Here is a 13,293-nt window from a genome sequence, read left to right on the forward strand (position 1 = left end):
TCAACGAATGAACGAAATAGGCACTCTACTCGTCATAGAGTGGAATTGATTATTTGTCGAAGGGAGCAGCGCCAAAAACGTGGAAGACGAACCGAAGCTTGTGCAACTTGCCATTCGTGGCGATACGGGGGCTCTATCCGAGCTGCTGCGGCGAAATTACGTATTCCTTTATCAATACGCGCTCAAGCTGACAATGGACAGAAACAGAGCGGAAGATATCGTACAAGAGACGGCGCTCAAAGCAATCGAGCATATTGCCCTGTTCCAGGGCGGCTCCAAGTTCTCTACATGGCTGATCTCGATCGCCTCCCGCCTTGTCATCGACAAGGCGCGACGAAGCAAGAGAGAGCGCAGATGGCTGACAGAGGAGCGCTACACGAGAGGATTCCGATTCGAAGTGACGAGCAGGCTCGATGAGTGGCCGGATGCCGTTGAGGCGCTTGCGGAGCTGCCGGAGCATCACCGCGTCCCCATTTTGTTGAAGTATTATTACGGCTATTCGCAGGAGGAAATTTCCGAGATGCTGAAGGTGCCGACAGGGACGATCAAATCCAGGCTGCATGCCGGCATCAGGCGTTTAAGAGAGGAGTTGAGAGGACATGGGCAATGAAGATAAGCGGAACCAGCAATGGTTCGATGAGCGGATCGGAACCAAGCTGAGACGGTTGGACGAGGCGTTCGAGCCTCAGGCCCCTGAGTTGCAGACGATGGAAGTTTTCGTAGCGGAAGGGAAAATAGCGCTAAGAGAAAAAATGCGAAGAGATATGCTGATCTTTGTATTGCTGGCCGCAATCGTAGTCGCAGTCATGGCTTGGACGATCAACCGCAACTTGGCATTGTTTGTTGCGCTTCAGGCGCTCACAGCGTTGTCTGTAGCCGGATGGATGGCGCTCCATCTCCTTCGTCTCGCCTGGAAAGGGAGAACGCAATGGAAGAGAAACTAATACAATCCGTATGGTTCTGGCTTCTGATTGCGGCAATGCTGATTCCTCAGTCGACCTGGTTGTTCGTGGACGCGCGCAAGCGCGATAGCGGCCCCTGGTTCTGGGGGCTATGGGGATTGATTCAATTTCCGCTGCCGCTTGTCGCGTATTGGCTTCTCGTGCGCCGAGGATGGTGGAAGCGTATCAAACATGAATTACAATCAAGAGGGAGGAATCAAGATGAATGAAGAGCTGGCAATCTCAAAGCTAATTCCCATAATAGCTCCGTTCCTGGTTATTCAATTGATTTTGATGGTTATTGCAATAACGTTATGCATCAAGGCAGAAGCTACGAGAGGACCTAAGCCGATGTGGATTCTGATCATTATATTCGTAAACATTGTTGGTCCTGTCGCCTTTCTTATCGCAGGAAGGAAGAATGAGCGATGAGCATACTGCTGGAGGTATCCGGACTATCAAGAAGCTTCGGCTCGGTTCAAGCCGTAAAAGGAATCGAGTTTTCTGTCGGAGAAGGTCGCTGCGTCGCGCTTCTGGGACCTAACGGCGCGGGCAAAACGACGACGATTCGCATGCTCGCAGGATTATTGAAGCCGACTAGCGGAGCCATTAAATACGCAGGACAATCCGAGCGCGCCGATGTCAGAGAAGGGATTGGCTATCTGCCGCAGTCCCCTGCATTCTATCCATGGATGACGGGGCTGGAGTTTGCGGTTTATGCAGGCAAGTTGTGCGGACTGGGCGGCCGGGAAGCTGGACGGAGCGCAGGCGAATGGCTGGAGCGAGTCGGACTGAAGGATGCGGCCAAACGAAAGATAGGGGGTTATTCTGGGGGAATGAAGCAGCGCCTGGGGCTCGCACAAGCCCTTATTCATCGTCCTAAGCTACTCATCATGGATGAACCCGTATCGGCGCTGGATCCTGTCGGCAGACGCGAGGTGCTGGAGCTGATCCGCGAATTGAAGCGGGAGACGACGGTATTGTTTTCTACTCATGTGCTTCATGATGCGGAAGAGCTGTGCGAAGATATCATCATTATTAACAAAGGCGATATTGCGCTGCAAGGATCGCTTGAGGGCATACGCAACTCTTATCGGAAGCCGATTATCGAGCTTACGTTGGAACCGGACGAAGGATCGAGCCGATGGGCAAGGGAACTGGTCGAATCCGTTGCCGCCGGACAGGGAGGAAGCAATCCCCTTTTGGCAGATGCCGTGCTGCAGGGAAACGAGCTGCGTTTGAGCGTACGGGAGATGGAGGAGGCAAGGTCGCATTTGCTGCGATCGATCGTAGACAACGAGGTCAAGCTTGTTCGTCTCCAAGCGGGATATTCGACGCTGGAAGATCTTTTTATGAAGGTGGTTAGAATATGAGCAAGGGAGGCAAAAAGGGAGGCACATCCCGCTATGGAGCGCTGCTGGGCAAGGAGATGCTGGAGCTTGCGAGAAGCATGAAGCTGGTATGGGTACCGCTTGTGTTTGTCGCGTTAGGCATCATGCAGCCTGTCTCTATCTATTACATGCCGCTTATTCTGGAGCACGGGGGCAATCTTCCGGAAGGAACGGTGATCGAAATGCCGATGCCGCTCCCTTCCGAAGTAATGTCGGGTACGTTGTCCCAATTCGGCGTGATTGGCATACTTGTTCTAGTGCTGGTCTTTATGGGAGTCGTATCGGGCGAGCGCAGCAGCGGTACGGCTTCACTTATATTGGTGAAGCCTGTATCAATCATGGCCTATTTGGGATCCAAGTTGACGGCAATGCTGCTTCTTGCCCTGTTGTCACTGCTGTGCGGATATTTAGCCGCATGGTACTATACGGATCTGTTGATAGGAAAATTTGCTTTTGGGGAGTTTTTGGGCAGCTTTCTCTTATATGGATTGTGGCTTGCCTTCGCTATGGCTGCAACGCTGCTGTTTAGCACGATACTTCGCAGCTCCGCAGGAGCAGCGGCATGCGTGCTTGTGCTACTAGCTTTGTTATCCATTGCCGCCAACCTTGCACCCCATTTTGCGGGCTGGTTGCCAGGCGCTTTAAACAGCTATGCCGCGCAAGCGGCGAACTCGACGATAGAATACACGGACGTATTCGTCTGGGTCATCGTTTGCACCGTGCTGCTGATTGCAGGTGCGTATGCGCTCTCGTGTACGCAGCTCCGCAATTCGGCGACAATTGACTAAGCTTATCGGACAAGCATTTCCAAATATATGAAGTCAAACGGTTAGGCGAGGGGTTGGAGCGTCGGCGATTGAGAGGTATAATGAAGGTAATTAGAACCTCAAGGAGCTGACAGCGATGAAGTTAGTGGTGGAGCAAGCGGCAGCGCGTTGGTATAAGGAGCAGATGGATTTGTCGAACGGCGATGCGTTAAGAATATTCATCCGGCTGGGAGGCGACGGGAGCGTTCACCCCGGAATGTCCTTGGGCATAACGAAGGATAGTCCGCGAAGCGAAGGGCTTCGGCACGAGATTGAGGGTATTTTGTTCTTTATGGAAGAAGACAATTTGTGGTATCTGGAAGAAAAAGAACTTCGCATTTCATTCGATGACCGGTACGAGGAAATTTTGATGAAGATTGTTTGACGCAGTATAGAGCGGGAAGCTGCAGCCCGAGAAAATCGGGTTGCAGGGCGTAGCGGAGTAACTTTGGATGCTGTAACCCGAGAAAATCGGGTTACAGGGCCGCGCACACCTGTCCACATCGGCCAAGCCCGTTGTTCATACTCGAACTCAAAAAACCGTCAGGGTGTTTTATCCCTGACGGTTTTTCATGCTTCCAAAGCAGATTTGCTTTGCAAAGGTATAGAAGCCTCACCATCGAGTGGCCACGAAAGATGTTTTCTTCTTAGCCCTTGTTGTCTTGCGTTCCCTCGCTCAGTTCCTCAAACGACTTCACTTTGCCGTGCGTCGGCTTTTGATTGTGCTTGCGTTGATGCCAGGCGTTCTCCCGGCGGTTCTTGGATGATGACATAAATGAAGCACCTCCTTCCATGTCATTAGAATGGCATTCAGCTTCCTTCCGCATTCGTGGCAAAATGGACTAATCTCAGCTGACGTGGCCGACAATAATCGAGATGCGGCGTCCGAGCGGAGGCTTATTTTCTGGAGGATTGCCGGTATCGCAGAGGAGTAATATTGGCAATTTGACGGAAGGCCCTGCCGAATTGCACGAGCGAGCCGAAGCCGACTTGCTCCGCGATCGTAATGACCTTGGCGTTTGTCTCCTGCAGAAGTCGCTGCGCCTCCTGGATACGAACGAGATGAACGTAGGTCACAAGCGGGAAGCCGGTCACTTCCTTGAACATTCGGCTCAGATAGGCCGGACTGATCTCGAATCGTCTTGCCAGCTCCTCGAGCGAGACTTCATCCGCATAATGGGCGTTGATGTGACGCACGATAGAGGAGATTTTGCGATGAAGCGGACTGACATGGTCGGGAACCGTCACGGAATTGGTTTTAATAAAACGCGAAGCGAACAACAGCAGCTCGATCAAATAATGACGAATGGCGAAAGTTTGGCCAAGAACCGGCTCCCGGGCTTCGTCCGTCATGGAACCCAGGATACGCTGCACCATTCTGCGGCTTTGCAGATCAAGACGAAGCACGGGCGAGCCGATTGAAAGCGCATCGAGCAAGTAAGGGGCTTCCTCCAATGCGCTGCCCAGGAAGGAATCGCTAAAGTTGATAACGACGCGGGCATGGCCGAAGTCGCCGGAATCCGATGTCGCATGCAGCTCGCGCCGATTGATGAGCACCAGGTCGCCAGGCAAGATCAAGAAGGAGCGATCGCGAATAAAGTACATTCGCTCCCCTTCGTACAAGTAATAAAGCTCGTACATGTCATGCATATGCTGCGTACGCTCGAATGGCCCGGAGCGGCGGATATATTGAAGGTAGATCGGACCCTTCTCTTCATTGCCATAGGTGACTGTATCGGACATGCTGGTCAGGTCTCCTTGTTTGTCTCCAATTAGATAACAATCCTATTAATCGTATCACGAGGCGCAAAATATGAACAGTTTTAATCGGAAATAAGAATAAATGATAAGAAAATTTTCTATAATTGCGATACGATGGAGAAAAGCTAAAGGAGGCAATTCCCATGAAACAATTGGCTGAAGTATTGCAATCGGGCAATATATCCGAGTTCGTATCTTCCGAATATACCGTATATCCAAAATCGATTGCCAAAGCAGGCGGCACTACGATCGCGATCGTTAAGACGGCTGAGGGCAAAAAGTTGTTCGCTGTTGGCGACGATGATCTGTACGATGCTTTGGTTGGCGAACCTGCTCAAGGCGGAGAAGGCAAGTTATGCGCGCTGTCGCATGCCAATCGTCTGACCATCAACAACTTCTTCCCTTATACAGCTCCTCGCGCATTCGGCACGAAGGTGGCAACGATGGGACTCGGCGACCGACTTGGTATTGCCAGTCCTGGTCATATTGAGACGATTCAAGGCAAGGACATTCGTCCGGTACTGGCGCAGCAAAGCATTCGCGAGCTTGCGTTGACGGGCCGCACTTACGAAGACGTGCTCGACGCAGCCGCCTACGCCGTCCTTCAGGAAGGTTATACAGACGGTTATGGTGCGGACGGTGACCATCTCAAGAAAATCGAAGATATCGAATATGCGTTGCGTCTGGGCTTTACGATGCTGACGTTGGACTGCTCGGAGAATATAGACAACAGTATCGCCGGCGCCTCCGATGAGGAGCTCGCGGCGAAATACGAAGCGCTTCCTGCAAGCCTGCGCGAACAATACGAATCCCGCTACTTGGGCGAGGCTGCAGCCGTTCCGGGTGCAACGCTTGCTTTTACAAAGGAATCGCTTGTGAAGGACGTTCTTATCTACCATGAGGCGATTAACTTCATGGAAGAAATTTATAATCGCTACATTGCAACGCTGGATCGCGAGGTCGACTTCGAAATTTCGATCGACGAGACGGAGACGCCAACATCGCCAGAGGCTCATTACCTGGTAGCGAACGAGCTGCGTCATCGCGGCGTATCCATTTTCAGCATGGCTCCGCGGTTCTGCGGAGAATTCCAGAAGGGCATCGACTATATCGGAGACATCGCGCAATTTGAGCGCGAGTTGGCCAGCCATGCGGCAATCGCGGTACACTTTGGTTACAAGCTGAGCATTCATTCCGGCAGTGATAAGTTCAGTGTGTTCCCGCTCATCGGCCAGTATACGAAGGGGCTGTTCCACCTAAAGACGGCTGGCACGAACTGGCTGGAAGCCGTACGCGTAGTCGCTAGCGAGAATCCTTCCCTCTACCGTCGCATGCATCAATATGCGCTGGATCACTTCGAGGAGGCTACTGCTTATTACCATGTAACGACGGATTTGTCGGCGATAGCTCCGCTGGAAAGCGTGACGGACGAGCAGCTGCCGGCATATATGAATGAAAACAACGCTCGTCAGTTGCTGCATATTACGTATGGTTTGTTGCTGCAAGCGAAGAACGAAGATGGCAGCCTGACGTTTGCGGACGAGTTCTTCCAGACACTCTACGATCGTGAGGACGTATTTGTCGAAGGCTTGAAACGCCACATCGGAAAACATTTGGAGCTGCTGGGCAAATAAGTTAATCATATTTTGGCATGCTGGGAGGAACCTGCGGGAACACTGACGAGAATAGAAGTCAGGAGGGGATCCGTATGGCTAACCGAGGATTGGGAACGGCGCTTGCCGCAGTGGGGGCCGCGCAGTTGCTGAAGATTCCGATGCACGCATGGCGGACAGGGGAGTGGAGATTGGGCAAGGTTGTCGGCTCGGGCGGCATGCCCAGCTCTCACTCCAGCGGCGTAACGGCGCTTGCCGCCTACACGGCGGTCAAATACGGCGTGAAAACGCCGGAATTCGCAATCGCGGGCATGCTTGGCATCATCGTCATGTATGATGCGATGAACATTCGCAGGCATGCCGGAGAGATCGCGATCCAGGTGAACGATCTGGATGCGGACGTCGAGCGTTTGGCCGGCCATCATCCAGGCATCTACCACAAGCGGCGCGAGGAGAAGCTGAAGGAGTCGCTGGGCCATCAGCCGGGCGAGGTTTTAGCTGGTGCAATTCTTGGCGCAGCGGTAGGTGTTTTGGGCGCTATGACGGTTCGAGCTCGATAGTAACTTGCGACGGCGGAGTGCTGCTGTCACAGTTCGAATTTAAAGTAACAATGTATAAGACGTCTCGCGGATATCGATGCCGTGGGACGTCTTTTTAGTGTTTTTGTAGGTAAGGTACAGCCTCTGTACCCCCGCCAGCGTCGCATTGTACTCGGTTTTTCATACACATTAGCCCTCGTACCCCCGCCAGCGTCGCATTGTACTCGGTTTTTCATACACATTAGCCTTCGTGCCCCCGCCAGCATCGCATTGTGCTCGGTTTTTCATACACATTAGCTCTCGTACCCCCGCCAGCGTCGCATTGTACTCGGTTTTTCATACACATTAGCCCTCGTGCCCCCGCCAGCATCGCATTGTGCTCGGTTTTTCATACACATATGCCTCTGTCCCCCCACCAGCGTCACATTGTACTCGGTTTTTCAGACACATATGCCTATGTACCCCCGCCAGCGTCGCATTGTACTCGGTTTTTCATACACATTAGCCTTCGTGCCCCCGCCAGCATCGCATTGTGCTCGGTTTTTCATACACATTAGCCTTCGTGCCCCCGCCAGCGTCGCATTGTACTCGGTTTTTCATACACATATGCCCTTGTGCCCCCGCCAGCGTCGCATTGTACTCGGTTTTTCATACACATTAGCCCTCGTGCCCCCGCCAACGACGTATTGTACTCGGTTTTTCATAACCGCTTGACTCCTTTATATAAATTGTATAAAATTTAATTAATAAAAATATAAATAAAGGGCGTGGATGATATGTCCATTTACAATATTCCGGTAAAGAACATTAAAGGAGATCAAGGAACCCTTGCACCATATCAGGGCGACGTTATGCTTATCGTCAATACAGCGACTGGCTGCGGTTTCGCGCCTCAGTTCAAGGGGCTGCAGAAGCTGCATGACGATTATTCGGACCAGGGCTTTGCCGTGTTGGGCTTTCCGTGCGCGCAATTCGCGAATCAAGAAAAGGGCGATGACAAAGAGATTGAGCAAGCCTGCGAATTGAACTTCGGCGTAAACTTCCCCTTGTATTCCCGAATAGACGTAAAGGGGAAGGACGCACATCCGCTGTTCCGGCATCTGACGGACGAAGCAAGGGGCGTGCTTGGCACCAAGTCGATCAAGTGGAACTTCACGAAGTTTCTCATCGACCGTCAAGGCCGCGTTGTCAAGCGGTTCGCTCCGACAGATGAGCCGGCCAAGATCGAGTCTCATATCCGCGAGCTGCTGTAAAACGACCAAGATAGTTTGGAAGATACTCGCAAGAAGCTATACGTCGCTGGTACGACCATCAAGTAACGCTGCGAACAACGCAACAAGCAACGCCGAGAACCAGGCATCAAGCAACGCGTTGAATAACGCTACGAACAACGCATCAACCAATGCCGCGAACAACGCATCAATCAACGCGGCGAACAACACAAAACCTCCGAGGGAGCTATAACCCACGGAGGTTTTATTGTGCGCGCATACCGACCAGGGACGGGGGTGCCCGGCAAGGCAGGTGTGATATACTGGCTCAATAAGCCTATTCATTCTAAATAAGCTATATGTACGTACTACATAAGCTATGCACACTACATAAAGCTTTACATCTTACATAAGCTGGGAACCGAAGCGGCAGCGCGGGAAGGAGCAATCGGCGTGTTTAAAATTATGGTCGTAGAGGACGACGAAAAAATACGGGCGATCGTGGCGGAGAGTTTGCGAAAGTGGCAGTACGAGGTGCTCGAAGTAACGGCATTCGACGGGATCGAAGAGCAGTTCCGCAGTCACGAGCCCCATCTTGTGCTGCTCGACATTAACCTTCCCGTCTTCGACGGCTACTATTGGTGTCAGCGCATAAGGGCCATTTCGAAGGTGCCCATCCTATTCCTGTCGTCGAGAAGTCAAAATATGGACATTATCATGGCCATCAATATGGGGGGCGACGATTATGTGCAGAAGCCGTTCGACTTATCGGTACTCGTGGCAAAAGTAAGCGCTCTGCTAAGGCGCAACTATACCTACCAGGACGAGGCGCTGGAACTGCGTCATCGCGGCTTGTCCTTCCATCTATCCAACTCCTCCGTCGAAGCGGAAGGCCAAACCGCGGAGCTGTCGCGCAATGAATTTATTATTTTACAGGCGCTCATGCGAAATATTGGGAAGATCGTATCGCGGGACGAGCTGATGCATGCGTTATGGAAGGACGAACAATTCGTTGATGACAATACGCTCACCGTCAACGTCAATCGGCTGAGGCGCAGAATCGCGGAGCTCGGCCATGATGATTTCATCTCCACCCGCAAAGGAATGGGGTACATAGTGGAATGAAGCTGAAGCCGGTATGGAAGTTTATCCGCTACCAACGATCGTATATCATCATGTGTTTCGCTTGTTATTCGCTTGCGATGGTCGTCAGCTACGCCGATCCCGGGATCCATTATAAATGGGACACGTACCTGTACGGATTGGGGTTATTGGCGGTGTTAATTACGGCTTTTTTTGCCTATCGGTATGTGCGGGAGACGCGAAGCATAACCCTTCTCCGCGAAGAAGAGGGCGAGCCGATGACGCTTGAAGGCGAGGCTTGCCAAGACGAGCTGCACAGAATGGAGACGGAGCATATCCGCAAGCTGAACGAGGTAAACGATAGAGGACTGGAGTCGTATCGGTTTATGGTGTCGTGGTTCCATGAGATCAAAACGCCGATCGCCGTGCTCAGGCTGATCCAACAGACCGATCCCCGTGAAGCCGACATGGACGAGGAACTGTCCAGAATCGAGCATTACGTGGATCAGGCGCTTTATCACGCCAAGCTGGACAGCTTTCATCAGGATTACGACATCGTCTCCTGCGATTTGGAGCAGCTCGTCAAGAATATGGTGAAGCAGCATGCCAAGACGTTTATCGCGAAAAAAATCAAGCTCGCCCTGCAAATTGAATCCGCTGCCGTACAGAGCGATCCCAAATGGCTGTCGTTCGTCCTTCAGCAATTGATCACGAACAGCTTGAAATATACCGATACGGGAGGCGAAATGAGCATCACGGCTTCCGAGACGGCTTCGGAGATCCGGCTCACGGTTCGCGATAACGGAGCGGGTATCGATCCGAAGGATCTGCCCCGTATCTTCAATCGAGGTTTCACGGGCGAGAACGGAAGAGTGTATGGGAAATCGACGGGGATGGGGCTATATTTGGCACAGGAGCTGTGCGCGAAGCTGGGTCATTATTTGACATGTCAATCGGAGAAGGGGAGTTATACGGAGATGACGATTCATTTTCCGCGCAACCATGATCCGTATCTGGATGCCATGCGCATTCGTGAGAAAAGCCGGGAGCATTAGAGCTTCCGGCTGACGATGCGTTCGTACACGCTGGCGGAGGAAAAGTACAGCATAACGTAGATCACGAAGTACACGGCCATGGAGCCGATCACGATGGACGTGAGCTGAGGGTAATCCTGCAGCGTCGAGAGCATGTAGGAATCTATGATGAGCCAGCTGTTCAACAGGCCGAGCACCAGCGGCGGGGCGAAGACGAACAGCAGTTGCTTGCGAATGACTGCTTTCACTTGACCGCTGCGAATGCCGAGCTTGCGCAGCGTATCGAATTGCGCCATGGCGTCCGTCGCTTCCCGCAGCTGACGGAAGTAGATGACGCTCGCCAGCGCGAACAGCGCGATAACTGCCAGGAACGCCCCGGAGAACAACAGGAGCGAGGAGCTCTCGATCTGCTTGGAGTAGACGTCGGCGAAGGAGGAGTAGTACCCTTCCGGCGCCGCGGAATAGAATAGCAGCTGCACTTGCCGGGACAACTCTTCCGCATTCCCTGCATCTTCGATGGTATAGATTTGAAACGTCTGCTCCTCGGCGGATGGCCGCAACGAAGCATAGGCATCATCGGCGATGACGAGAACGGCTGCCTTGCTGCTCATGGAATCGTCGATAGTCGTTCTCCATCCCAGCAGCGAGTAGTCGAGCTGCTCCTTGATGGTGAGAGTTAGAGGAGCTGAGCCAACCTGGATCTCGAAGACGGGCTGCGAGCCTGCCGGATGAACGAGCGGAATATCGATGCCGGCGGATAACGCGATGGTCTCATTGCCGCTTAGTTCGCTCGGCTCGGGATGTCCCCTTAGCTGCTCGAACTCCTTGAAGGTGCTCCAAGGCACCAACAGCAGGCCTTCAAGAAACTGCTCCTCGCCTTGGAAGGCGATCTCCCTGTCGGAGACGGCATCGGCCTTTAAGGTGTGCAAGACGCGATAGTCGAGCACGGGATGCTCGTTTTCGAAGCCGCGAATCAGGGCGTCCAGCTTGGAGTCGGTTTCCCCATCCAACGTTTCGAAAGCAATGTCGTTGGGAAGATTTTTTTCCGTTGCGCTGAATTGAACGCTATAATTGATGGCGACGAAGCTGGTCAGCAGGATGAGGGCCGAGCTGAACAAGGTGATAAACGTGAGATTAAGCGCATTGCTTCTGGCCTGGAAACGAAGCGAGGAAGTCCAAAGCACCGTGTTCCCCTCATGATAACGAGGCATCTTGCCCAGCCTCGCCAGGATCCAGCCGGTGAACTGGCGGAAGAACAGCCATGTTCCCGCAATGATTCCCACAGAAACGGCGGTCATGGAAATCAGGCCGTACTCCTTCCAGACGATGGATTCACGCCCCAACACGATCAGCACGTAAGCTTGAATCAGCAGAATAATGGCAAGAAGGGCGGGAATCGCCGATGTTCGAATCGGTTTCTCCATGATCGACCGGGCGTGGAACAGCTCGACAAGCTGAACGCGGTGGACCGTGATGAGATTCTGCAACCAGATGATAAGGATGATGGCGGCAACTACGGCTGCCGTCGTGCCGACCGCGCCAGCTTTGAACGACAAGGAAACGCTCTGGTCGTATTGCATCAGTTTCATGAGCAGCATGCCGAACCACTTCGACAGCAAGCCCCCGAGCAGAATGCCGGACACGAGAGAGAGGGCGCTTAATATAACCGTCTCATAGAATAACATCCGGGTCACTTGCCTCTCGCTCATGCCGAGCAGCAAGTACATGCCAATCTCTTTTTTGCGTTGCCTCATGAAGAAGGAATTGGCGTACAGGATAAACAAGATAATGAATAGACTGATCGCGATGGAAGCAATGGTTACCCCTTGGCGAAACATATCGCTGTTCCGGAGTACGTTCAGAATATCTTCATTATACATAAGCGACGAAAAGGTGAAATGAATAACGACGCCTGCGATCATCGCGAACAGATAGATGGCATATAACCGAATATTGCGATTGGCGCCGCGAAGCGTCAGTTGGAGCAGGCTCATACCCGTCCACCCCCGAGCAGGCTTTGCGATTCCAGAATGCGATCGAAGAACGACTTGCGGGACTGGTCGCCCGCATACAACTCGTTCACAATGGAACCGTCGCGGAGGAAGATGACGCGATTGCAATAGCTCGCCGCATAAGGATCATGCGTCACCATCAGGATCGTCGTGCCGAATCGGCCATTCATGCCGGCCATCTCTTCCAGCAGCTCTGTCGCGGATCTGGAATCCAGAGCTCCGGTAGGCTCGTCCGCGAAGACGACGGCGGGATTGGTGATAAGCGCGCGGGCGGATGCGGTCCGCTGCTTTTGTCCGCCGGAGATGCCGGACGGATACCTGTCGAGAATAGCCCCGAGCTGCAGCGCCTCGACAAGCGGATGCAGCCGCTTCTTCATCTCGTCGATCTTAAAGCCCCTCAGCGATAGAGGCAGCAAAATATTTTCCTGGACGGTGAGCGTGTCGAGCAGATTATAATCCTGAAAGATAAAGCCCATCCGCTCCTGACGGAAACGGCGAAGCTCCTTTTTGCCCAGAGATAGCAGCGACTGCTGTCCCAGCCATACTTCTCCGCCGGTTACCCGGTCAATCGTCGACAGTACGTTCATTAGCGTCGACTTGCCGGAGCCCGACGGCCCCATGATGGCTGTAAACTCTCCTTCGTTAACCGTAAGGTCGATATTGCGAAGCACGGGCGTCTTGCCATAACTTTTGGATACATTACGGGCACGAATAATAGGCGTTTGCATAAGGTTTCTCCTCTCTGTTTCTTGTCTCTGTCCTCACTATACCGTCCGCACGTTTCCCGTTCCATCGATTCATCGAGTTGCAGGGTGACACTTCTGTCACATACGGCTTTAATGCGAACAACCTTTTATAGTTGTTTTTTACTGTTGTAGGATAACAAAATTGAAGGTAATATT

At 52.6% G+C, this 13,293-nt stretch carries 17 protein-coding genes; 12 read left to right on the forward strand and 5 right to left on the reverse strand.

Translation table 11 applies throughout. From position 1 onward, the window contains the following. Positions 1-79 precede the first annotated feature (79 nt). From sigY to KJW29_RS35355, 7 genes are all read left to right on the forward strand, one after another. Positions 80-610 (forward strand): RNA polymerase sigma factor SigY, encoded by a 531-nt coding sequence (sigY, locus tag KJW29_RS35325; RefSeq protein WP_214628180.1) that lies wholly within the window; start codon positions 80-82, stop codon positions 608-610. Then, positions 600-944 carry a YxlC family protein gene (locus KJW29_RS35330; protein ID WP_214628181.1) on the forward strand — a complete coding sequence of 115 codons (345 nt, stop codon included), beginning with the start codon at positions 600-602 and terminating at the stop codon, positions 942-944. The genes sigY and KJW29_RS35330 overlap by 11 nt, the downstream gene beginning before the upstream one ends. Next, positions 929-1,171 (forward strand): sigmaY antisigma factor component, encoded by a 243-nt coding sequence (locus KJW29_RS35335; protein ID WP_214628182.1) that lies wholly within the window; start codon positions 929-931, stop codon positions 1,169-1,171. The genes KJW29_RS35330 and KJW29_RS35335 overlap by 16 nt, the downstream gene beginning before the upstream one ends. Beyond that, positions 1,164-1,373, forward strand: coding sequence for a PLD nuclease N-terminal domain-containing protein (locus KJW29_RS35340; RefSeq protein WP_087566159.1), 210 nt, complete (start codon positions 1,164-1,166; stop codon positions 1,371-1,373). Before KJW29_RS35335 ends, KJW29_RS35340 begins: the two co-directional genes overlap by 8 nt. Beyond that, complete coding sequence (locus KJW29_RS35345; protein ID WP_214628183.1) at positions 1,370-2,314, forward strand: ABC transporter ATP-binding protein; 945 nt, start codon at positions 1,370-1,372, stop codon at positions 2,312-2,314. The genes KJW29_RS35340 and KJW29_RS35345 overlap by 4 nt, the downstream gene beginning before the upstream one ends. Continuing rightward, a complete protein-coding gene (locus KJW29_RS35350; RefSeq protein WP_214628184.1) occupies positions 2,311-3,120 on the forward strand; it encodes an ABC transporter permease in 810 nt (269 codons plus the stop codon). Before KJW29_RS35345 ends, KJW29_RS35350 begins: the two co-directional genes overlap by 4 nt. Before the next feature lie 115 nt (positions 3,121-3,235). After that, a complete protein-coding gene (locus KJW29_RS35355; RefSeq protein WP_214628185.1) occupies positions 3,236-3,523 on the forward strand; it encodes a HesB/YadR/YfhF family protein in 288 nt (95 codons plus the stop codon). Positions 3,524-3,785: 262 nt separating this feature from the next. Here the strand turns inward: KJW29_RS35355 and KJW29_RS36390 are convergent, their stop codons facing one another. Both KJW29_RS36390 and KJW29_RS35360 read right to left on the reverse strand, forming a co-directional pair. Beyond that, the gene (locus tag KJW29_RS36390) at positions 3,786-3,911 is read right to left on the reverse strand and encodes a DUF6254 family protein (protein ID WP_222622747.1); all 126 of its coding nucleotides are present in this window, start codon (positions 3,909-3,911) and stop codon (positions 3,786-3,788) included. 124 nt (positions 3,912-4,035) lie between these two features. Continuing rightward, positions 4,036-4,881 carry an AraC family transcriptional regulator gene (locus tag KJW29_RS35360; protein ID WP_214628186.1) on the reverse strand — a complete coding sequence of 282 codons (846 nt, stop codon included), beginning with the start codon at positions 4,879-4,881 and terminating at the stop codon, positions 4,036-4,038. A 161-nt stretch (positions 4,882-5,042) separates the two neighbouring features. On the opposite strand from KJW29_RS35360, the gene KJW29_RS35365 reads away from it, so the two are divergent. The 3 genes from KJW29_RS35365 to KJW29_RS35375 all read left to right on the forward strand — a co-directional run bounded on the left by KJW29_RS35365 (position 5,043) and on the right by KJW29_RS35375 (position 8,304). Next, positions 5,043-6,533 (forward strand): tagaturonate epimerase family protein, encoded by a 1,491-nt coding sequence (locus KJW29_RS35365; protein WP_214628187.1) that lies wholly within the window; start codon positions 5,043-5,045, stop codon positions 6,531-6,533. Between the two features lie 74 nt (positions 6,534-6,607). Then, positions 6,608-7,072, forward strand: a complete 465-nt coding sequence (locus KJW29_RS35370; protein ID WP_087566165.1) for a divergent PAP2 family protein — start codon at positions 6,608-6,610, stop codon at positions 7,070-7,072. Positions 7,073-7,827: 755 nt separating this feature from the next. Beyond that, on the forward strand, positions 7,828-8,304 hold the full coding sequence (locus KJW29_RS35375) for a glutathione peroxidase (RefSeq protein WP_087566166.1): 477 nt from the start codon (positions 7,828-7,830) through the stop codon (positions 8,302-8,304). A 36-nt stretch (positions 8,305-8,340) separates the two neighbouring features. Here KJW29_RS35375 and KJW29_RS35380 read toward each other — a convergent pair whose 3' ends face one another. Beyond that, positions 8,341-8,490 carry a hypothetical protein gene (locus tag KJW29_RS35380; RefSeq protein WP_214628188.1) on the reverse strand — a complete coding sequence of 50 codons (150 nt, stop codon included), beginning with the start codon at positions 8,488-8,490 and terminating at the stop codon, positions 8,341-8,343. Between the two features lie 225 nt (positions 8,491-8,715). Between KJW29_RS35380 and KJW29_RS35385 the strand changes: the two genes are divergently transcribed. Both KJW29_RS35385 and KJW29_RS35390 read left to right on the forward strand, forming a co-directional pair. Next, entirely contained in the window at positions 8,716-9,387 is a 672-nt protein-coding gene (locus KJW29_RS35385; RefSeq protein ID WP_214628189.1) for a response regulator transcription factor, read from the forward strand. Beyond that, positions 9,384-10,400 carry a sensor histidine kinase gene (locus KJW29_RS35390; protein WP_214628190.1) on the forward strand — a complete coding sequence of 339 codons (1,017 nt, stop codon included), beginning with the start codon at positions 9,384-9,386 and terminating at the stop codon, positions 10,398-10,400. Before KJW29_RS35385 ends, KJW29_RS35390 begins: the two co-directional genes overlap by 4 nt. Here the strand turns inward: KJW29_RS35390 and KJW29_RS35395 are convergent. Both KJW29_RS35395 and KJW29_RS35400 read right to left on the reverse strand, forming a co-directional pair. After that, positions 10,397-12,373 carry an ABC transporter permease gene (locus KJW29_RS35395; protein WP_214628191.1) on the reverse strand — a complete coding sequence of 659 codons (1,977 nt, stop codon included), beginning with the start codon at positions 12,371-12,373 and terminating at the stop codon, positions 10,397-10,399. The two genes, KJW29_RS35390 and KJW29_RS35395, sit on opposite strands and share 4 nt — an antisense overlap. Beyond that, positions 12,370-13,119: an ABC transporter ATP-binding protein gene (locus tag KJW29_RS35400; protein ID WP_214628192.1), complete on the reverse strand. Its 750-nt coding sequence runs from the start codon at positions 13,117-13,119 to the stop codon at positions 12,370-12,372. The genes KJW29_RS35395 and KJW29_RS35400 overlap by 4 nt, the downstream gene beginning before the upstream one ends. Between the last annotated feature and the right edge of the window lie 174 nt (positions 13,120-13,293).

It is taken from the genome of Paenibacillus agaridevorans, from assembly GCF_018604145.1.
Lineage (GTDB): Bacteria > Bacillota > Bacilli > Paenibacillales > Paenibacillaceae > Pristimantibacillus > Pristimantibacillus agaridevorans.